The organism is Paenibacillus sp. J22R232 (genome assembly GCF_056269165.1).
The window spans coordinates 1-19,266 of sequence record NZ_JBWDNK010000018.1 but is presented as its reverse complement, the minus strand read 5'-3'; the positions used below and the strand labels follow the sequence as shown (position 1 = coordinate 19,266).

The following is a 19,266-nucleotide window of genomic DNA, read 5'->3' as shown; positions in this document are numbered from 1 at the left end:
TGCAGATAGGATATTTTTCCACATTGCGGGCCTTTGTCGAAAAATGGGTACTCTCCTTTACACTCGCGACATCCCGGCAGAATATGATTGTTTAGATAAGCATCGGATATGCAACGCAAACGTAGAAGGGACTGTGATCCGTTGGCACAAAGCTCACGTTCATCTCAACCACCAAGATCATTGAGGCATTTTTCAAGCCACGCGCGCCATTTTATGAAAAAACTTGGCTGTAAGCCAAACGAGCTGCTGCATTTTATTTTGGTCTATGATCCTAAGCATAATAACAAGGTAAACAGCCGTTCTTCCCCTCCCCCCGCGATGACGCTGCATAAACCTTTAAAGCTGCTAGAAAAGCGCACGCCCCGAATGACCCTCTTTTCCAAGAGAAACGAACCCATTCATATCCTCGGCCAAAACAAAAAAGGCTACGCGGTTTTTATGGAGATTAATGATCGCGAAACCTGGAAAGGCGAGTTCAAAAAAATCAGAGCACAGTTCATCGACGTCGACTTAAATAAAATTTCAGAGAAATTTCGCACGAACGAGCAAGCCCAGCAGCGAATCGAATCGCTGCAAGCAGATCCTGAGGAGCAGTTTGCATCCATTACAGTAAAAAAAAGCAAACAAGGACAATATCGACTTTTGGCTGAGCGAACGAAAGAGAGGGTCGCCTATTTAAAAAAAGAATATATAAAAAAACATAGGCGACGCATTAAAGATACGCTGATTATCGAAACAAAAAACGGATATCATATCTACTGGGTCCTTCAAGGCGGATCGATTAACAAATTCGTTCCGATCCAAAAGGCTTTAGCCCAAAAATTCAGTTCTGACCCCGTGATTACCAATCTATCCAGAGTCATGCGCGTGCCTGGCTTCTACCATATGAAAAACCCGGAAAGCCCCTTCATGGTTCGCATTAAGCAATGGGGCAGGAAAAAATCGTTTACGCAAAAAGAACTCGTTCGCTCGCTAGCATTAAAGCCTGTTTTCACCGCGAGATCTAGGCAGAAGCCTCATTAACGCAGCATGCTTCAACGTCCATTATCTGAGTGACCATTTTGAAAAACGGCTACGCGACAAGTTGAATAGTGCAATAGGCTGTCTCAAAGGTCGGTTTTGCAGCATTCCGTGTCCGATCATTACGTAACCCCTGGTTAAAACGGGCCTTCGGCTCACTTTTAAAGTGGCGTTGAAGGCTCTATTTTTTCATTTCACAGGCTTAGCCGGCTCCTGGTTCCCGTTTTGGGACAGATTCTTGGCATACGCGAGTGAAACTTAGCCGTTATTTCCATTCCATACAAGCGTAAACGGCTGTTGCCGCCCACTGTGGCAAAAGCCGTCCTTTCGCGGAGATAGATAAGCACATTTATATGTGAAAACATATAAATGCTTATATATTAAAAAAACACAGTAGATTCTATAGTTCTTCTGGTCAAACGATTTTTGGATACGCGATATAATAAAGCTCTGGAAAGGAGAACCAATTCATTAATGTAAGCGCTTAACTTGCTTCGCCAAATTATTTTAGGGGGAATATAACCCGTGCGTACACATTTCAAAAAGGTCATCTCGATCTTGCTTGCAGCAGCTTTGCTTCTGCCTTCAGGCTGGCCCTTGCCTTCTGCGGAAGCTGCAGAGCAGGAAATACCCGTTATTTTGTATCACCGGATTGTCGCTAACGCAACGGATGATTGGACTCATACAAGTGTAGACCATTTCACAAAACAGATGAAATATTTGAGCGACAACGACTATAACACGTTGTCTGCAGAGCAATATGCCCAAATTCTCGATGGAACCGTGGATGCCCCTGAGAAGCCGATCCTGCTTACCTTCGATGATGCAACGCCAGATTTCATCACCCATGCACTCCCTGTATTGAAGCAATATGGCATGCAGTCCGTGCAATTCGTTGTAAGCGATTGGATTAACGGCGATTACAGCATGACGACGGCGCAATTGCAGGCCCTTGCGGCAGAGCCTAGCGTAAGTCTCCAGAACCATTCCCAGACGCATAACGGAGCTAACGATAGCGCAGCCGGAGAGATTTGGACGAGCATGATTACCAAAGAACAAGCTTCAGGCGAGATTGCCGCAGCGAACGCCTACCTGAAGAGCATCACGGGAAAAGACCCCGTTCTATTGGCTTATCCCTACGGTGCTTTTAAAGCGAACGCAGAGACAGCGGCACAAGAGAACGGCATTAAATATGCCTTTAAAGTTGGCTACCCGAATCAAGGCAGCTACGCTATGGGTCGTCACTACATGATGAAAAACACGACATTGAGCGAATTTGCTGCAAATGTTGGCGGACCTGCCCCGACTGAACAAGCGGATACGATTACGGTTTACCATGAAACCTTTGCGAACGGCAAAGGAGCTGCGACGCAATCAGGCGGCGCCAGCCTGTCGCAGACCACCGATAAATTATTCGCTGGCAATGATGACGGGGCTGCTTTATCGGTAAGCAACAGAAATAACGATTACGACGCGGCAGATTTCAAATTCAGCGATATCGGACTCGGCAACGGAAAAACCTACACGGTAACCGTTACGGGCTACGTAAATGCTGACGCAGTCGTGCCTGCCGGGGCACAAGCCTTTCTTCAAACGGTGAGCAGCTACAGCTGGTTGGCAGGAGCGAATTTCACGGCCGGAGAGGCTTTTACTTTAACGAAAGAATTTACGGTTGATACTGGCAAAGATACGAGCCTGCGCGTTCAATCAAACGCTGATGGGGCGACTGTTCCGTTTTATATTGGGGACATACGGATCACCGAGAAGGTAGCAATGGGTGGCGGCGAAGAGGAGACCCCTAGACCGCCGGCAGCAGACTTCGACACCATCACCTTCGAGGATCAAACGGCGAGCGGCTTTGTAGGCAGAGCCGGTACCGAAACGCTAACGGTCACCAATGAAGCCAATCATACCGAAGGCGGTTCCTATGCTTTGAAAGTAGAGAACCGATCCGATAGCTGGCATGGGCCAACCTTGCACGTGGAGAAATATGTGGACAAAGGCGCCGAATATACGATTTCGTTCTGGGTCAAGCTGATATCGCCCGCTAGCTCGCAGCTCCAGCTGTCTACGCAGGTAGGCGAAAGCAGTCCAAGCTATGTTAATCTTTCCTCCAAAACGATCAGCGCCAGCGACGGCTGGGTTCAGTTCGAAGGCACCTACCGTTATACTAACGTAGGCAACGAATTTCTGACTATCTATGTGGAAAGCTCCAATAATAAGACAGCCTCATACTATATCGACGATATCAGCTTTGAAAGCACCGGTTCGGGTCCGATCGCCATTCAAAAGGATCTAACCCCGATTAAAAATGCCTATCAGAACGAGTTCCTAATCGGAAACGCGATATCATCGAGTGATCTGGAAGGCGTTAGGCTCGAGCTCCTCAAGCTCCATCACAATGCTGCCACGGCAGAAAACGCAATGAAGCCGGACCAGATGCAGCCTACAAAGGGCAGCTTTACCTTTGCCGCCGCGGATGCACTCGTGGATAAGGCTCTGGCTGAAGGCATGCAAATGCATGGGCATGTCCTCGTATGGCATCAGCAGACGCCGGCGTGGATGACTACGTCAAACGATTCTCCTTTGGGACGGGACGAAGCGCTCGTTAATATGAAGACTCACATCGAAACGGTCATGGAGCATTACGGCAGCAAAATGATCTCATGGGACGTCGTCAACGAAGCAATGAACGACAACCCTTCTAATCCATCGGATTGGAAAGCGTCGCTTCGTCAATCTTCTTGGAAAAGCGCCATCGGATCAGACTACGTAGAGCAGGCGTTCTTAGCGGCAAGAGAAGTGCTCGACGACCATCCCGAATGGGATATCAAGCTTTATTACAATGATTATAACGAGGATAACCAGAATAAAGCCCAGGCTATTTACAGCATGGTCAAAGAAATCAATGACAAGTATGCGCTTACTCATCCTGGCAAGCTCCTCATTGAGGGCGTTGGCATGCAGGCGCACTACAATGTAAACACGAACCCGGACAACGTTAAGCTGTCCTTGGAGAAGTTTATTTCCTTGGGCGTAGAAGTAAGCATAACCGAGCTGGACATTCAAGCGGGAAGCAGCTACGAGCTCCCCGAGCAGCTTGCGAATGCTCAAGGCTACTTATATGCGCAGCTGCTTGATATCTATAAGGCTCATGCCGCTAATATCAAGCGCGTAACCTTCTGGGGATTAAACGACAGCTCGAGCTGGAGGGCCGCGAACAACCCGCTGCTGTTCGATAAGAACCTGCAGGCCAAACCGTCTTACTACGGTGTCATTGATCCCGTTGCATTTATGGAAGAGCATGCGCCCGTTACTGCAGATGCCAAACAATCAACCGCCCGTTTTGCTACGCCAACCATCGACGGTACAGTCGATGCCGTTTGGAGCGGAGCGGCCGAGATACCGGTTAATCGCTATCAGATGGCATGGCAAGGCGCGACAGGAGTCGCAAAAACGCTCTGGGATAATCAAAATCTGTATGTATTAATCCAGGTTAGCGATGCGCAGCTGGACAAGAGCAATGCAGCCGCATATGAACAGGACTCCATCGAAATCTTTTTGGACGAGAACAATGCAAAAACATCGTTCTATCAGGATGACGATGGACAGTACCGAGTTAACTTCGATAACGAAACATCATTTAATCCGTCAAGCATCGCGGAGGGCTTTGAATCCGCAACTAAAGTTTCCGGCACAAGCTACACGGTAGAAGTGAAGATTCCGTTCAAGAAGGTAACCCCAAGCAGCGATAAGAAGCTTGGCTTTGATGTGCAGATTAATGATGCAAAAGACGGTGCCCGTCAAAGCGTTGCTGCATGGAACGATACGACCGGCAACGGTTATATGGACACGTCCGTATACGGTGTGCTGACCCTTGCTGGTCTAACGGTTCATCCAGGCGAAGCAACTAGCAGCGGATCTAATTCCTCCTCAGGAAACGTAGAGGTTAAAGACGGCCTTGTTACGATCCACCCTGGATTGAAAAATGAGGGCGGCCTCGTAACGGCCTCGGTTTCCAACGAAAATCTGAGAAGAGCTTTTGAACTAGCTGCGCCAACAGCTAACGGCAAAAAAACAATCGTAATCGATGTTCCGAAGCAAACCAACGCCGATTCGTATGAAGTCCAATTGCCGGCTCAAAGCTTGAAAGGCCAACAAAGCTTTGTACTTTCAATAAAGACGGAGCATGCAGCCCTTGGAATCCCAAGCAACATGCTATCGAGTGAAGTCGAGAATGCGGAGCAAGTATCCATCCGTGTAACGAAGGCCTCTACCGCTAGTCTGGATGCAGCTTCTCGCGAGCGGATTGGGAACCGTCCGGTACTGGATCTTCATATGATTGTCGATGGAAAGATCACGGCATGGAACAACCCGAACGCACCTGTTACGATCTCTGTTCCATACACGCCGACCGCTGAAGAGCTTAGCAATCCGGAGTCGATCGTCGTGTGGTACCTCACGGGCAATGGCGATGTGACATCGATCCCGAATGGACGATATGATGCCGCCACCCAAGCAGTCGTATTCCAAACGACCCATTTCAGCAGCTATGCTGTGGCTTCCGTCGTCAAAACCTTCGGAGACCTGAATAACGTGCCGTGGGCAAAGCAAGCGATTGACGCAATGGCAGCCCGCGATGTTATCAAAGGAATCTCCGTGGACAGCTTCTCTCCTGGGGCTTCCATTAAACGGGCAGACTTCATTGCTCTCCTTGTAAGAGCGCTTGAATTGCAAGGTACAAGTAAAGAACATACGATGTTCAGCGATGTTCAGGAAACCGCTTATTATTACGATGAGCTGGCCATCGCGAAGGAACTTGGAATCGCAACCGGCTTTGACGATCTTACGTTCAAACCAAACCGCGATATCTCCCGTCAAGATATGATGGTGCTGACGACGCGCGCGCTGGCGGCAGCCGGCAAGCAGCTTGAAGCGAGCGGCGCCTTAGAGGCTTTTCCTGACGCGGCGAGTATTTCCGAATATGCGCAGGACAGCGCAGCCGGCCTAGTGAAAGCTGGTGTTGTGAACGGTAAAAACGGCAACATTGCGCCGAATGATTCGCTTACTCGCGCAGAAGCAGCCGTTATTTTGTATCGGATTTGGAATTTGTAGTCAAGGCCGATAAAGACGAACGCATAGACGGAGCGCCTATGCCTTATCCGATGATCTAAACATACATGTTAAAGAGTTATGTGAAGCATATTGTCCCGTGCTAGCATCAAATGAGCCAAGCCATCTTTCGAATGGCTTGGCTCATTTCATTTTTCGCTTTATTCGATTAATTATAATTCTGAGCTATGGTTTCCAAATATTGCTCGATAGGAACGGAATTCCGTAGAGCTAGCAGCCCATTCCCTGATTGGCCAATTACGGTTCGGAATTGCTTGTTCTCTCCCGTTGCTTGTGCCGCAATGGCATCTACTATCGTCTGCGGATCATCCAGTTGGGCACTGTCCGGATTAGCCATCATTTTTTCGATTTTGTCCATTAGACTATCGTAAGCCGTTATCGTTTCATCCTTATTCCAAATGATGCTGTTTTTAAAATTATTTCCGGATGAACCGCCTTGCTCGATGAGCCGGAGCTCAATATTCAACGGTTTTAACTCGTAATAAAGTCCCTCCGTTAAGCCTTCCAATGCAAACTTGGACATATTATAAAGCGAGCCCAGCGGTACAGCAGTCGTTACTCCCATAAATGAGCTAATATTAATGAACATTCCCCCGCCGTTCGCTCTGAAATGAGGCAGGAATTTGCGGATTACATTGATCGGTCCTCGCGTATTAACAGCAAACTGCCAGTCGATCGTATCCTCTGCCGCTAATTCCAATGCTCCGTAGGAGCCCATTCCGGCATTATTTACAACCACATCGATTGTGCCAAAAGCGGTAATGGCTTGTTCAATAGCTGATTCAACCTGCTCCACATCCGTAACATCCAGCTTAAATATTTGAATGTTGGGATAATTAATCAATTCCGTTTCCTTCTCAGGCGTGCGCATCGTTGCCGCAACATTCCATCCCATCTTTGCAAAATGTATCGCCGTTAGTTTACCCAGTCCCGAGCTTGTTCCCGTAATAAAAATCGTTTTAGTCATTGTGAATCCTCCTATTATAATTGTATTTGTATGATACATTGCCAATTGCTTAGCATCGTCGCCTTACATTAGAATGAACGTTCATTCAATGTGAGTTTAAAAAATCCAAGGTATCATGTCTCAACCATCATACCTTGGCAGCAGGCTTGGATTGCCATTTTATTTTGCTCAGAGAGTTCCAACAGGACTGAATGGCCGTTTGCATAATCTCTTCGGTCAGTTCATTCTGGTTATTGAGGCGACTCTTTATTAAATACACCATCATGCCGTAATGCATTTGTACCATTAATCTTGGAGACGATACAATAAACCGATCCTGCTCCATTTCTTCCTGATACATCAAACCGACATTGTAACACCAATTCTTCTCGTAGACATCCTGTTTCGTCTCTTCTTTAATATAAGGCGAGAAGGAGTACTGCTCTAGAAATTGAAAAGCGGGCAGGTTCTCGATGCTGGCCCTCAATAAATTATTCCATACCAGGAAAAAGCGATCCTGAATGGGCAGATCGGCCTCAAAACCCTCTAAAACAGAAGAAGTGAAAGAATCGGCAATCGCTTTGAATAGCTCATTAATAATTTCTTCCTTGCTTCCGAAGTTGTTATAGATGGTTCCTGTTGGAATGCCCGACTCTTTTGAAATAATCGACATCGACGTAGCTTGGATATCTTTCTGGCTCATCAACTTCAGTACGGTCTCTAAAACGGCTCTTTGAGCACTGCTATACTTTTCAAACATACCTATTTGTCCTCCATTGCATTCACGAGGATTAAACTAATCATTGAAGTGAACGTTCATTCATGTGATTATCATACCGATTGTTTATTGGATTGTCAACTGCCATGTATGGTGATACCTGTGCCTTAGAAAGATACCCGTTTGATTAGCGAGAATTAAACGATTAGTATCATCAGGCATTCGTCAAAATACTCACCCTTGTACTTTAAAGCGTTATTTTCCAGACCATATGCCTTGAATCCTAAGGACTCATAAAGCTTTTTCGCCAAATCATTGCCGGATATCACTGTTACATTGATATGTTCTAATCCTTCGCAATCACTTGCTCTGCTAATAAGCTCATTCATGAGTAATTTCCCCAAGCCTTGCCCTCTCTGTTCCGGAGCCACATACATCCCATAAACATTGCCTTTATGAGCCGTCTTTTGGCCGCTCTCCCTTACAAAGGACACTATTCCTACGAGCGAACCTTTACCGTCAAAAGCCCCAAGCACGAACTTATCTCCAGCGGGTTTCAACCTTTCTCTTACTATATCCATTGGAAAATCCGCTTCCCGCTCGTACGTTGAGCCAAAGGCTTCCGGATTGCATTGCAAGGCATTCAATCTTAAAGCTTGATACAGTGCCGCATCGGGCTCATCCAACACTCGAATATGCATTCCCAATCCTCCCATCTCTTATCATTCTATTCCTATGTCGTATCATCTTATATTTCCAATTAAAAAAACACCTCCAAGCCGTACGATTAATTTTTCATAATCGCATCATCAACTGGGAGGTGTTTCATATGGTATCTGGTATTTCATCTACTTATATATTCCACTGCAATACGTAATTGCTCGCGTACCCGCTTCCAAGCTTCCAAGCTGTAACGGATTTTCTTTTACTTATTCCCCGTTAATGCTTGTAAGACATCGTCAATTTTCATGCTGTCGGAGATTGGGCCGTTAAGCATCCAGTGCCTCGCTGAGATTTTATAGACGTGGTTTTGCTTCACTGCAGGTATCGCTTTCCAAACCTCGAGCTTTTCCAATTCCTTCACGTTGCTCAGCTCTTTTTGAAAATCGCTTTCCAAGGAGCCGGAGTACCCCGCAGTCACAAACAGATAATCCGATTTCAACTCCGGAAGCATCTCCAAGGCTAACGTGTAGCCCCAATCTTCTTCTGTTTTCTTCTGAAAATCAGCAACGCTTGCCGAAGCGGTTAATCCTAAATCATTATACAGTACGCCGCCGTACGGAAAACTTGGAAAGAACAAATCGGCTTCTTTCTCTGAAGTGCGAATCAAAGCAACCGTTTTATCCGATCCAACGGTTTGAACAATCGTTTCCCTGGCCTGCTTCAATTTATCATCGTAAGCCTGGATGACTGCGTTCGCTTTCTCCTCGCGATTGAGCGCTTTGCCGATTTCGACGATAGAAGCTTTCCAATCATCACGGTCATAGGCAAGAGTAGGAGCAATTTGGGAAAGCTTTTCATATCCCGTTTGATCAACATATCCGTTAATGATGATAATCAAATCCGGTTGCGCGGCTAAGATGGCTTCAAAATTAGGCGTTGCCGACGAAGTAACGACCGGGATCTTCTTCCCCGTCAGCTCTTCGTACAGATAATCGCCTTCTGTTCCGCCCGCTTGTACGAGAGGTGCATCCAGCGATAATAGCATATCCTCGAGACCGAGACTGACTATATGCTTAGCCTCTGTGGGGATTTCCACATCTCCGAGCACCGTTTTCACTATTTTTGTTCGTGCCTCCGCTCCCGCAGCTGGACTTGCTTCTGTTTTGCCGCTATTGCTGCTGCCACTGTTATTCTCCGATTGGGATGGCTGAGCGGAAGCTGTTGCCGAACCTCCATTTGCGTTTGAATTGGACACATTGCCAGAGCATGCTCCGAGCAATAAAGTTAAGCACATTAGCAAGATGGCAAGCGTAGATGACTTTGCATTTAAATACATAGATAAATCCCCTTCTCTCTTAAATAGATAACGATTATCATTATCAATATACCGTCTATTCCTGCGAGAGCCAATGGACAATCTTTTAGAAATAAAAGCACTATCTTTTACAGCTTTATCGCCTTTCGCTCTGGACCTGAACTTTCCTGGTGAAATTCCTTTTTCCTTTTTGAACATACGGCTGAAATAGTTAACGTCCGCATATCCGATGCTGGCTGCGATTTCATGCAATGCTGCGTCTGTCGTGAGCAAAAGATCTGCTGCCGTGGATACCCGGACTTGAATGAGGTAACCAATCGGACTAAGTCCTATTTTATTCTTAAATTGAATCGATAAGTGGGAGGAGCTGTAATTCAAGCCTTCCGCCAATGACTCGAGCGTAATCGGATTCGAATAATACTCATGAATATACCGTACTGCTTGAGCTACAAGCTCCGGCTTCTGCGTTTTGATGCCTTGTGCTTCCAGCTGGCAGAGCAGCTGATGAACAAATTGATAAAACAATACTTTTACGTGAAAATGCTCCAACGAGGCTTGCTGCCGCCATCCTTGTTCCATCTCTCTAACCTTATGCAGTAATGAAATGGATTGCTGTGGAACAAATCCATATTGAATATGAAACGGACGGTTCTTCTCGATCATGCTTACGATTTCCTGACGGCATGGCATAGGCAGACTCGCTCTGTAAAAAACGATATAATACTCGAATTCCTCTCCGGTAAGCACGATATCCAGAGATAGCCCTTTGCCCCCATGAAGCACATGAAGGCCTTCAGAAACATACTCCGTACCATTCAGCAGGATTCGAGCACAGCCGCGTACGGTAAACAAGAAGCTGCTAGCGGGAAGATGGTAACCACGCAATTCCTCGCCATGTGCCATATGGGTATGGCGAACGTCCAAGATTTTAATCGAAGCATAGTTCCACGACTTAATATGTTCGTCCAGATTCATAAGTTCATCTCTCATATCCTCATCGCAACGTTTCGTGCGACATACTAGGTTTCGGCTTTCGTCCAGCCAAGCGCAGATCCGATTCATGCATAAACACGCTATCAAAATCATCGTATTCGATAACCATTCTCAGTGTCAATCAAATATGTAGTTTGGGGGATAATGTTTTAGTTTAATAGAGATCCATTTCTGAATACAATTATATGAGTTTTGATGTCCCTTCAGAATGAACAATCTATTGGGCTGCTTTCACCAGCTTCTTCGCCGCCTTTTGGACGGAGCTTTTGGAGTGAGCTTCATAATGATAACCATACTTTAAAACTTCGGCCGCTAAACTAGGGGATACTTTCGCTATTCCGATCATGGCGGTTAACAATTTAGATATATACTTATCACCTAGTTGGGAGAGTCCCTGCTTTAATATCGGTAGGACCATCTTAGCTTCCGCTTCACCACAGGATGCCATATTCCCCAAACAAAGTATGGCATAGTCTTTTACTATTGTACTTTGGTCCGAAAGCAGCCGTTCTTGTATTTCATCAAGTACAGTCATGATTCGGCCTGATATAAGTGGGCTTATGTTGGCAATAGCATGCATAGACTCCCATCGTACCCGTGTATGTTTATGATGAATTGCGGCGAGGAGCCGTTCGACATATAGCGTAACTAGTTGGGGGTGAGTTTCTGCTACCTTTGTGAAAACCTCCGCGCAATCTCCCGCAAGCTTTACGTCCGAATGTAGCAGACCCTCTGCAATTTGATTCAATAAAACCGGGTTTTCTTTGCACGCTAACGCTACGTTTTCATTCGCTTGCTGCGTCGAATCTCCTGTCTGCGAGGATAACATCAAGACTAGTGTCCCACTCTTTTCCATTTTAAGATCACACTCCTTAATTACCAGTAAATTCATATTATTTACGGAATTATTTATTGGCAGTTCATTCCCTCATTGAGCTATTCCATTAACATAGGTCGCAATACCAAGGTTCTATGTACTTGAGGATATGAAGTTTAGTACTTACAATCATCCAATCCCTCCCGGTATCGATTATTAACCTTAGTATAATTCATTCTATTATTAACCTAAGCATAATTCATACTATATTCCCTTTACTGCTATCATCTCCTTCCCCCTGAGTATTTGCAAATTATCCCGATAGGAAGTAGAATCATGCAAATGTAAATGTCGCGATAGGTTTATACATGGGGGCCGTTTCCAGGTTACTTTCATACAGCTGTATTTCTTTAACGAACCAACGGTTATCTGATTCTGTATCAACAGGAAAATAATCTTCAATTGCTGTTTTCAGCTGATCTTTCCCTTTATAACGGCGAGCTATCGTTAAATGAGGACTAAATGCGCGATTCTCCCTCGGGTAGAGTCCCTCCAAGCTGTTTTCTATTCTTCGTTGCAAATCTGCTAAGGCATCTAAGTTTCCACCTACGCTTGCCCAAAGAATATTAGGTGAGGTTGGGGCTCCAAAAGTTCCCCACCCTTTCGGCCTTAATTCAAATGGTTCAGTAGCGAGCGCAACGTTGGACATTAACTTCTCAATCTGTTGTATGTTAGATATCGACGTATCACCTAAAAATTTTAAAGTTATGTGATAATCTTCCGGGTGCGTCCATTTCTGAAAATGAAGGTTTGACTTGAGTCGTCTAGACTGTTCAGTCAATCGCGCTCGCCATTTTTGATCGATAGGAATTGCAATAAACAATCGTAATGTTTCAGAACTCATTGATGAAAACCTCCCGTGTTATATAGCATTCAAACATAGTCTCTCCTAGAAATGATGGATACGGAAATATATAGGTAATTTTATTAAAAAGTTTTTTCTAAATACGATTTATACATTCGGACTGGGACAACAAAAAAACCGCTAGCCGTAGCGGTTTTCTCAAACAATCGGTATGGTGGATACTAAAATTTCTATGCCTTATTGCTATCCTTCCGCCCCATTATTCATTGACAAAAGCTTTTGGTCATACCCCTTACAGCAGAGTCTCAGCTCCATCGATGTAAATTTCCGTGCCTGTAATGTGGCTGGATCTGTCGGAAGCAAGAAACCACACCAGATCGGCCACCTGTTCGGGCTTCCCCTGTCCATGCTCAAGAGGTTGCGATCCTTCCGGGTACACAACCGGTATGCGGATTTTGTCCACTTCCTTCGAGCTATTTGTATTCTCTCCGATATTCGTCTCGATTCCTCCCGGGCAGATGACGTTGACGCGAATCCGGTAACGGGCCAATTCGAGTGCTGCCATCTTGGCGAAGGCTACCTGACCGGCCTTGGAAGAGCTATAGGCGGACATACCGAAACCGGAAAATTTCCTGTTACCGTTGATCGAGCTCGTCACGACGATGCTGCCTCCCTTCGCTTTCATATGAGGCACAGCGTTTTTTACCGTCAGGAACGTTCCCCTCAGGTTGATTGCCATCGTATCATCCCAAGCCTCCGGCGTTAAGTCCTCGATCGGCGCGAGCGTGCCGTTAATCCCTGCATTGGCGAATACGATGTCAAGACGTCCAAAGCGCTCTGCCGCAGCTCGGATGGCACGCTCCATTCTAATCGGATCAGACACGTCGACATCATAAAATTCGGCTTGCCCGCCCATGCCACGTATCTCCTCTTCAACATCCGCGGTCCGTTCGTCAATTAAATCGAGAAGGCAGACATTCGCTCCGGCACGGGCAAGCTTCAACGCGGAAGCCCTGCCGATTCCCGAGCCGGCTCCAGTCACCAGTGCCGTCATCCCTGCGAGAATAAGCTCCTCCGCTGGCGTACTTCCTCGTTCCTTGTCATCTAGTCTTCGGTTCATCGCTCATCTCACCTTCCAGAGAAATACTTCCCGGTATAATAACTGCTGACAGTTATTGTATCCCCATCTTTAAAGGTGAATACACAGAAGGCATTTACTTGCGAATAAAACCCAACCTCACGAGGCCGGGTTTTTATTCCACCATATTCTATTAGTGTTACAGCGTTCGATTAAATTTCTCCACAAGATGTTCTATGATCGGCTTAATCCTTGTATCGTCAACAATCGACAGCTTTTCCGCTTTGAATAATTGAATTTTTTTAAACTGATAGTAGTCATTGAGAACTTGCTCAATGGACATTTGGTTATAGAGCAAATACTTCATATCAATGATTTCTCTAAGCAAAATATCGTCCTGAAGCAAAATGAATTTTTCATTTATCTTATTAAAAATGCCTTTTTCTTTTCCATCCTGGTAAAATGCCAAGGTCATTTTTTCGCGTTTACTCAGAGTGCTTTTCAAATTATCGTATAAATCGGGGTAAACCGCTTGAAGATCCTTTAAAAAAACGTCTGTAATTTTGCCAACAAGATTAACTGACTGTTCAAATAATTTCTGAAACCAGATTCCGAACCATTTTTCGTCGTCTTCCTTTGCCCCGTCTTCCATCTTTTCTAAATAATCGATAAAGATGCGTACGACTCCCTCAATCACCTCTTCTTTTGAAGAAAAGTACTTGTACATGGTAGCCCTACTTACGAACATGTTCTTGGCAATGTCTTCCATCCGCAAATGTTGAAAACCATCCTTCACGACAGACGAAATTAATTTTTTCAGTAATTTATATCTTGCTTTATCCTGCTGGCTCTCAATAATCATATTCATTGGATAACCTCCTGCAAACGCTTCTTCTCATTATACGTAATTTATCCTCAAAAATACAATAAGAACTAAATAGACAAAATATATATAAAATGTTTACTTTGAAAAAGTTGTATGTTATGATCCTAATCGACAACTTGAATTTTAGTCGAAAGGATGATTATTATCAGTAAGTCTAAACGGATCATGTTAACCATTATCATTGCATGCCAGCTTATGATTGTACTCGACGCATCCATCATGGTGACGGCCTTGCCTGAGATTGGCCGCACCCTTAATCTCACTACAGCCCATTTAAGCTGGGTGCAAAATGCCTATATTTTAGCTTTTGGCGGACTCATGCTGCTTGGTGCACGGGCGGGGGATATATGGGGACGAAGAAGAATGTTTAGCGTTGGGATTGCATTGTTTACATTGGCCTCCATATTGGTTGGCATCGCGCAGTCAGCTGAATTTTTGTTCGTTACCCGTGCGATGCAAGGCCTTGCTGCAGCAATTGCAACCCCCTCCACACTCTCACTATTGGCGGTGACCTTTGTGGAACCGAAGGAACGCACCAAAGCAATCGCCCTATACAGTGCTGTAGCAGGAGCAGGCGGAAGTATCGGCCTCATTCTTGGCGGAATCCTGACCGATCTCATTTCTTGGCGGGTAGGGATGTTTCTCAACGTCCCTATCGGGATTGCTCTGCTCTTCATGGTTCCACGCTTTTTGCCGGAAACGGAGAAAAATACGGGTCATTTTGATTTAATGGGCGCAATAACTTCCGTTTTTGGAATAACCGCACTTGTATATGGCTTTGTTCAGGCAGCAGCTATTGGATGGGGAAAAGGGGAGACCCTGCTTTCACTTATCATTGGAGTAGTACTGTTAGTGGCATTCGTGTTTGTCGAGGCTCGTGCGAAACAGCCGATTATACCGCTGCGCCTGTTTGCTAGCCGCCAACGATCGGGTGCCTATCTCGGAAGATTCTTATTTTTATGCGGCAACTTTTCTGTGTTTTTCTTCATACCTCAATTTTTGCAGAACGTGCTTGGTTTCACTTCTTTTGAATCGGGGCTGGCATTTCTCCCGTTCACAGTAGTGCAATTTGGGATGATGTACCTTATGCCATGGCTAATATCGCGGTTTGGAAATTTAAAAGTGCTGGTCGGAGGCCTGATCATTGCGATAATGGGTACAAGCTGGCTGAGCCAAATCTCAACGGACTCACCATTTTTCCCGCACATTTTTCTACCTTTGATGGTCATGGGTATCGGCGCCGGGATGGTCTTTCTTCCATTTACAACGATTGGACTATCCGGTGTAGATTCCCGTGATTCAGGTGCTGCTTCCGGTCTTATCAATGTTGCCCATCAAACAGGAAGCTCATTGGGTATAGCCGTTCTTATTACGGTCTTTGCAGCAGCTAACCCATCAGCAGCATTTCCTTCCAAGCAGCACTTTGCTCACGCCACTTCTGTAGCAATAACGGGTTCATCCCTATTTATTGCCGCTTCCCTGGTAGTCGTGCTATTCTGCTTCCTCCCGAGACGCAGCGCAGTCAAAGGATAAGCCCTGAAAGCTGCTTCATATAGAGCATTGCAAAAAAGACGATTTTCCATTCGTTTCTTGAATGGAAAATCGTCCTTATTTTTATTATCACTGATGGAAAAAATGTTTGAGTAGCCTTGTAAAAGCTACTTCATATCGTTACTTCTGAATAATCTGAAGAAGGTTGCCGCATGTATCGTCGAAGACAGCTATCGTAAATTCGCCCATTTTTGTCGGCTCCATCGTAAACTTCACGCCGTTTTCCAGTAATCGATCGTACTCTTTATGAATATCCGCAACGCCAAACATCGTTGCAGGAATGCCATCGGCAAATATCTTCCTTTGGTAGTCTTTGGCCGCAGGATGTTCATTAGGTTCGAGTATAAGCTCGGTACCATCTTGCTGATCGGGAGAAACAAGCGCTATCCACCTATGTTTCCCCATGGGAACGTCATGCTTTATTTCAAAGCCCAGCGTTTCCGTATAAAACTCCAAGGCCTTGTCTTGGTCTTGCACGAATAGACTGGCAACTATAATATTCATCCTGTTTTTGCCTCCTTTGATATTTGCAGCGTTAATGCTCCACTCTGACACGCAGTCAGATAAACCATGCATTCTTCAGAGCTTTAAATTAGAATTACTCTATCCAACCCTTCAGCAAATTTTTCAGTGGTTCGTTATTGAAAATAATAATTCGAAATTTTCCTTTTTTCTTCGAGCTGACGAGCTCCGCATCCTCCAACACAGACAGATGCTTAGCGATCGCCTGACGCGAAATGACAAGGTTGTGCTTCGTAATGAGACGTACCGTAAGCTCATACAACGTCTGCTCGTTGCGCTCGGATAGTTCGTCTAATATAAGCCGCCGAGTCGAATCGCCAAGCGCTTTGAATATAGTGTCTTTGTCCCATTTCATATTTCAATTATATGCAACCCATGGGTTGCTTGTCAACAATAAGCAACCCGTAGATTGCATATTTAAGAAGCATTAACATACAATTATTTTCTTAAGTGAGCGTATGTTTCAAACATTATTTCATAAGGTCACCTATGATTCATAACAACATATAAACCTATATGGTTTGGTCATCATCCTCTCGCCATACTAATTTCCCTCTATGGCCCCAATCTTTAAAGGACTTTAATATCTCAATAGAGAAATACTAAAGAGGAAGCCCTCTTTGTGAGGGCGTGATTGATGATGCTAACCATCGCAACAGGTAAGTACGATTATAAAAGCAATAAAACGATTGCGGGTCACTTCAATGCGCTGCTCACATTTGTTGGAAGAGGTTAAAACATCCTGCGAACAAAACTCCATCGAAGGCGGTGTTCATCATTTCTAACTTGAACGTAGAAACTTGGAATTCCATTTATTCGCAAGGCAGAAGTTTATTGCAGTATCCTGATGAAGAAGTCGTATCCTTTTTTAACCGTAACAAAGGCAAATTTAAAAAGGGCATCGACATTGCTTGCGGAGCAGGCCGACATACTTTTCTTATGGCTTCTCATGGTATCGAAGCAGTGGGAGTTGACAGTTCCACGTCCTCGATTGAATACGCAAAAGCAACAGCTGCAAATAAACAAATTACGAATGTATCCTTTGAGTGCAAGTTAGCCCAAGAGCTGAATTTCCCAGATCAAACGTTCGACGTTGTCGTCGTTTGGGGGCTTATTCATTACCTAGATTTGGAAGCTCAACAAACTACGTTAAAGGAAGCACATCGTATTTTGAAAGCCGGCGGTCAGCTTCTTTGCACGCTTCGCTCCGAACAGGATACACGGGCGAAAGAAGGAATCGAGACAGAGCCGAATCGGTATTCCGTTGAGTATTTCGATGCCGGTTCTACAGACCCGAAAAAAACACTCATGTATTTCTGGGACGAAGCAGGCGTTCGTGCAAAGCTAAATGACTTTCATTCTATCGAGCTTGGCCATCGCGTAATCGAACCGATCAGTAAATTAGGCAATAAAACCGCACATTGGCTTATCTCCGCGACGAAATAACGGTATGATATCCGAACGTTTCGTAATCAGCGTAGGTGCGGGTCATCACCAGTTGCCGTTTATTAGGCGTATGGCTGAGTTAAATATTCCGATTGTAGCTTTCGACTTAAACCCGGAAGCCCCTGGAAAAGATTACTGCCAGCATTTCAAGGCTATAAGTACATGGGATTATTCCGAAGCGCAAAAATGGTTACTCCAGCTAGATGTGGAATACATGGGAGTTGGGTGTTTCTCTTACGGTAAAGCGCTAGTTACGCAGCAAAAAATTGCCCACTATTTCAACCTTGCGGGCGCATTACCTGAGAAGACGCTCTTAATGAATGACAATAAAATAACGTTGCGCCAAGAATTAAAAGCTGAGGGTCTTAGCCATCTCAAGGAATGGCACGCAAGTGAATTACTTAATGGCTGGCAAGGCATCATTCAAGTAGATTCAGATTATATCGTCAAGCCCATAATGGGTGGGTCCAGCCGTGATATTCAAATGTTTAACGGAGAGGCATTAATACATCTTTTAAATTCGAATGAACTTGACTCATCTGCTGTCGTTCAATCTTTTGTGCCAGGACCGGAATATCGAATCATTGCCATGATAGAAGATGATGGTGTTGTGTTCATCAGCATGATGCAAAAAGAAAATCACCCTGGCACTTTTTGCACCGGTAGGCTTATTCCGGATCATTCGAAGGAGGCTTGGGGAAGACGCATTGTCGAATCGCTAGTCTCTCGCTTCGCTCTGAAGAGGACTGTATTGAAACTCGATATCATTGATCAGGATGAAAAGTTTGAAATTATCGAAATGGACTTCGGCATTCCCGGTGATTACTTCGAATCCGACTTCTCGCTTTTCTCTTATGGGTTCGAGTACATAGATCGTTACATTGAATTGGTCTGCAACAAGGAAGTGCAACCTCACCAACAAGTTGTAAGGAATAATTCGATGTGTTTTGATTATTTGTATTGGATGGACGAGCAACCATCCGTAGTTAACAACCATTTAATCAAGCAGAAGCTAATTTCCATGTTAGGAGAGACTGCTCTCATCATTCCAAATAAGCTTGATGGACAAGTTGCGTTCAAGCCGAATAGTAACATGGATAACGTGTCTGCCGTTTTGCATCACAGGCCTGAGATACCGCATTCTGTGGTATGTAACTACCTACGTTCTGCCTTACAATAACCAAAAAGACAACCGCCCAATGTGAACTGAACCCCGTCAAGTAGACAGTACAAAAAATAAAGATCTATGAAGCGGCCTTAGCCCTAAATTCAATAGGACTGAGGCCGTTTAGCTTTTTCTGCAATCGTTCGTA

General features: G+C 45.0%; 15 protein-coding genes. 5 read left to right on the top strand and 10 right to left on the bottom strand.

The window, feature by feature from the left end; genetic code table 11:
* The first annotated feature begins 213 nt into the window (after positions 1 to 213).
* On the top strand, positions 214 to 1,023 hold the full coding sequence (locus AC0YN3_RS29020) for a DNA-primase RepB domain-containing protein (RefSeq protein WP_475778392.1): 810 nt from the start codon (positions 214 to 216) through the stop codon (positions 1,021 to 1,023).
* A 522-nt stretch (positions 1,024 to 1,545) separates the two neighbouring features.
* Positions 1,546 to 6,135 (top strand): endo-1,4-beta-xylanase, encoded by a 4,590-nt coding sequence (locus tag AC0YN3_RS29015; protein ID WP_475778391.1) that lies wholly within the window; start codon positions 1,546 to 1,548, stop codon positions 6,133 to 6,135.
* A gap of 166 nt (positions 6,136 to 6,301) precedes the next feature.
* Here AC0YN3_RS29015 and AC0YN3_RS29010 read toward each other — a convergent pair whose 3' ends face one another.
* The 8 genes from AC0YN3_RS29010 to AC0YN3_RS28975 all read right to left on the bottom strand — a co-directional run bounded on the left by AC0YN3_RS29010 (position 6,302) and on the right by AC0YN3_RS28975 (position 14,416).
* Positions 6,302 to 7,120 carry an SDR family oxidoreductase gene (locus tag AC0YN3_RS29010; protein ID WP_475778390.1) on the bottom strand — a complete coding sequence of 273 codons (819 nt, stop codon included), beginning with the start codon at positions 7,118 to 7,120 and terminating at the stop codon, positions 6,302 to 6,304.
* A 127-nt stretch (positions 7,121 to 7,247) separates the two neighbouring features.
* The gene (locus tag AC0YN3_RS29005) at positions 7,248 to 7,859 is read right to left on the bottom strand and encodes a TetR/AcrR family transcriptional regulator (RefSeq protein ID WP_475778389.1); all 612 of its coding nucleotides are present in this window, start codon (positions 7,857 to 7,859) and stop codon (positions 7,248 to 7,250) included.
* 155 nt (positions 7,860 to 8,014) lie between these two features.
* Positions 8,015 to 8,518 (bottom strand): N-acetyltransferase family protein, encoded by a 504-nt coding sequence (locus tag AC0YN3_RS29000; RefSeq protein WP_475778454.1) that lies wholly within the window; start codon positions 8,516 to 8,518, stop codon positions 8,015 to 8,017.
* Positions 8,519 to 8,742: 224 nt separating this feature from the next.
* Entirely contained in the window at positions 8,743 to 10,770 is a 2,028-nt protein-coding gene (locus AC0YN3_RS28995; RefSeq protein ID WP_475778388.1) for an AraC family transcriptional regulator, read from the bottom strand.
* 235 nt (positions 10,771 to 11,005) lie between these two features.
* The gene (locus AC0YN3_RS28990; RefSeq protein ID WP_475778387.1) at positions 11,006 to 11,644 is read right to left on the bottom strand and encodes a hypothetical protein; all 639 of its coding nucleotides are present in this window, start codon (positions 11,642 to 11,644) and stop codon (positions 11,006 to 11,008) included.
* 295 nt (positions 11,645 to 11,939) lie between these two features.
* A complete protein-coding gene (thpR, locus tag AC0YN3_RS28985; protein WP_475778386.1) occupies positions 11,940 to 12,509 on the bottom strand; it encodes an RNA 2',3'-cyclic phosphodiesterase in 570 nt (189 codons plus the stop codon).
* Positions 12,510 to 12,762: 253 nt separating this feature from the next.
* Positions 12,763 to 13,524 carry an SDR family oxidoreductase gene (locus tag AC0YN3_RS28980; protein WP_475778453.1) on the bottom strand — a complete coding sequence of 254 codons (762 nt, stop codon included), beginning with the start codon at positions 13,522 to 13,524 and terminating at the stop codon, positions 12,763 to 12,765.
* Between the two features lie 223 nt (positions 13,525 to 13,747).
* Positions 13,748 to 14,416 (bottom strand): TetR/AcrR family transcriptional regulator, encoded by a 669-nt coding sequence (locus AC0YN3_RS28975; RefSeq protein ID WP_475778385.1) that lies wholly within the window; start codon positions 14,414 to 14,416, stop codon positions 13,748 to 13,750.
* Positions 14,417 to 14,599: 183 nt separating this feature from the next.
* On the opposite strand from AC0YN3_RS28975, the gene AC0YN3_RS28970 reads away from it, so the two are divergent.
* Positions 14,600 to 15,967: an MFS transporter gene (locus AC0YN3_RS28970; RefSeq protein ID WP_475778384.1), complete on the top strand. Its 1,368-nt coding sequence runs from the start codon at positions 14,600 to 14,602 to the stop codon at positions 15,965 to 15,967.
* A gap of 138 nt (positions 15,968 to 16,105) precedes the next feature.
* Here AC0YN3_RS28970 and AC0YN3_RS28965 read toward each other — a convergent pair whose 3' ends face one another.
* A complete protein-coding gene (locus AC0YN3_RS28965; protein WP_475778383.1) occupies positions 16,106 to 16,489 on the bottom strand; it encodes a VOC family protein in 384 nt (127 codons plus the stop codon).
* 94 nt (positions 16,490 to 16,583) lie between these two features.
* Positions 16,584 to 16,862, bottom strand: coding sequence for an ArsR/SmtB family transcription factor (locus AC0YN3_RS28960; RefSeq protein WP_475778382.1), 279 nt, complete (start codon positions 16,860 to 16,862; stop codon positions 16,584 to 16,586).
* Between the two features lie 479 nt (positions 16,863 to 17,341).
* Here AC0YN3_RS28960 and AC0YN3_RS28955 point away from each other — a divergent pair, with 479 nt between their 5' ends.
* Positions 17,342 to 17,953: a class I SAM-dependent methyltransferase gene (locus AC0YN3_RS28955; protein ID WP_475778381.1), complete on the top strand. Its 612-nt coding sequence runs from the start codon at positions 17,342 to 17,344 to the stop codon at positions 17,951 to 17,953.
* Positions 17,954 to 17,957: 4 nt separating this feature from the next.
* Positions 17,958 to 19,133 carry an ATP-grasp domain-containing protein gene (locus AC0YN3_RS28950; RefSeq protein ID WP_475778380.1) on the top strand — a complete coding sequence of 392 codons (1,176 nt, stop codon included), beginning with the start codon at positions 17,958 to 17,960 and terminating at the stop codon, positions 19,131 to 19,133.
* The last annotated feature ends 133 nt before the right edge of the window (positions 19,134 to 19,266 follow it).

Coding starts and splice junctions, on each gene's coding strand:
- AC0YN3_RS29005 (WP_475778389.1), bottom strand. CDS start 7,859: ATGTTTGAAAAGTATAGCAGTGCTCAAAGAGCCGTTTTAGAGACCGTA.
- AC0YN3_RS29020 (WP_475778392.1), top strand. CDS start 214: ATGAAAAAACTTGGCTGTAAGCCAAACGAGCTGCTGCATTTTATTTTG.
- AC0YN3_RS28995 (WP_475778388.1), bottom strand. CDS start 10,770: ATGAATCTGGACGAACATATTAAGTCGTGGAACTATGCTTCGATTAAA.
- thpR (WP_475778386.1), bottom strand. CDS start 12,509: ATGAGTTCTGAAACATTACGATTGTTTATTGCAATTCCTATCGATCAA.
- AC0YN3_RS29010 (WP_475778390.1), bottom strand. CDS start 7,120: ATGACTAAAACGATTTTTATTACGGGAACAAGCTCGGGACTGGGTAAA.
- AC0YN3_RS28980 (WP_475778453.1), bottom strand. CDS start 13,524: ATGACGGCACTGGTGACTGGAGCCGGCTCGGGAATCGGCAGGGCTTCC.
- AC0YN3_RS28965 (WP_475778383.1), bottom strand. CDS start 16,489: ATGAATATTATAGTTGCCAGTCTATTCGTGCAAGACCAAGACAAGGCC.
- AC0YN3_RS28975 (WP_475778385.1), bottom strand. CDS start 14,416: ATGAATATGATTATTGAGAGCCAGCAGGATAAAGCAAGATATAAATTA.
- AC0YN3_RS28950 (WP_475778380.1), top strand. CDS start 17,958: ATGATATCCGAACGTTTCGTAATCAGCGTAGGTGCGGGTCATCACCAG.
- AC0YN3_RS29000 (WP_475778454.1), bottom strand. CDS start 8,518: ATGCATATTCGAGTGTTGGATGAGCCCGATGCGGCACTGTATCAAGCT.
- AC0YN3_RS28970 (WP_475778384.1), top strand. CDS start 14,600: ATGTTAACCATTATCATTGCATGCCAGCTTATGATTGTACTCGACGCA.
- AC0YN3_RS28960 (WP_475778382.1), bottom strand. CDS start 16,862: ATGAAATGGGACAAAGACACTATATTCAAAGCGCTTGGCGATTCGACT.
- AC0YN3_RS28990 (WP_475778387.1), bottom strand. CDS start 11,644: ATGGAAAAGAGTGGGACACTAGTCTTGATGTTATCCTCGCAGACAGGA.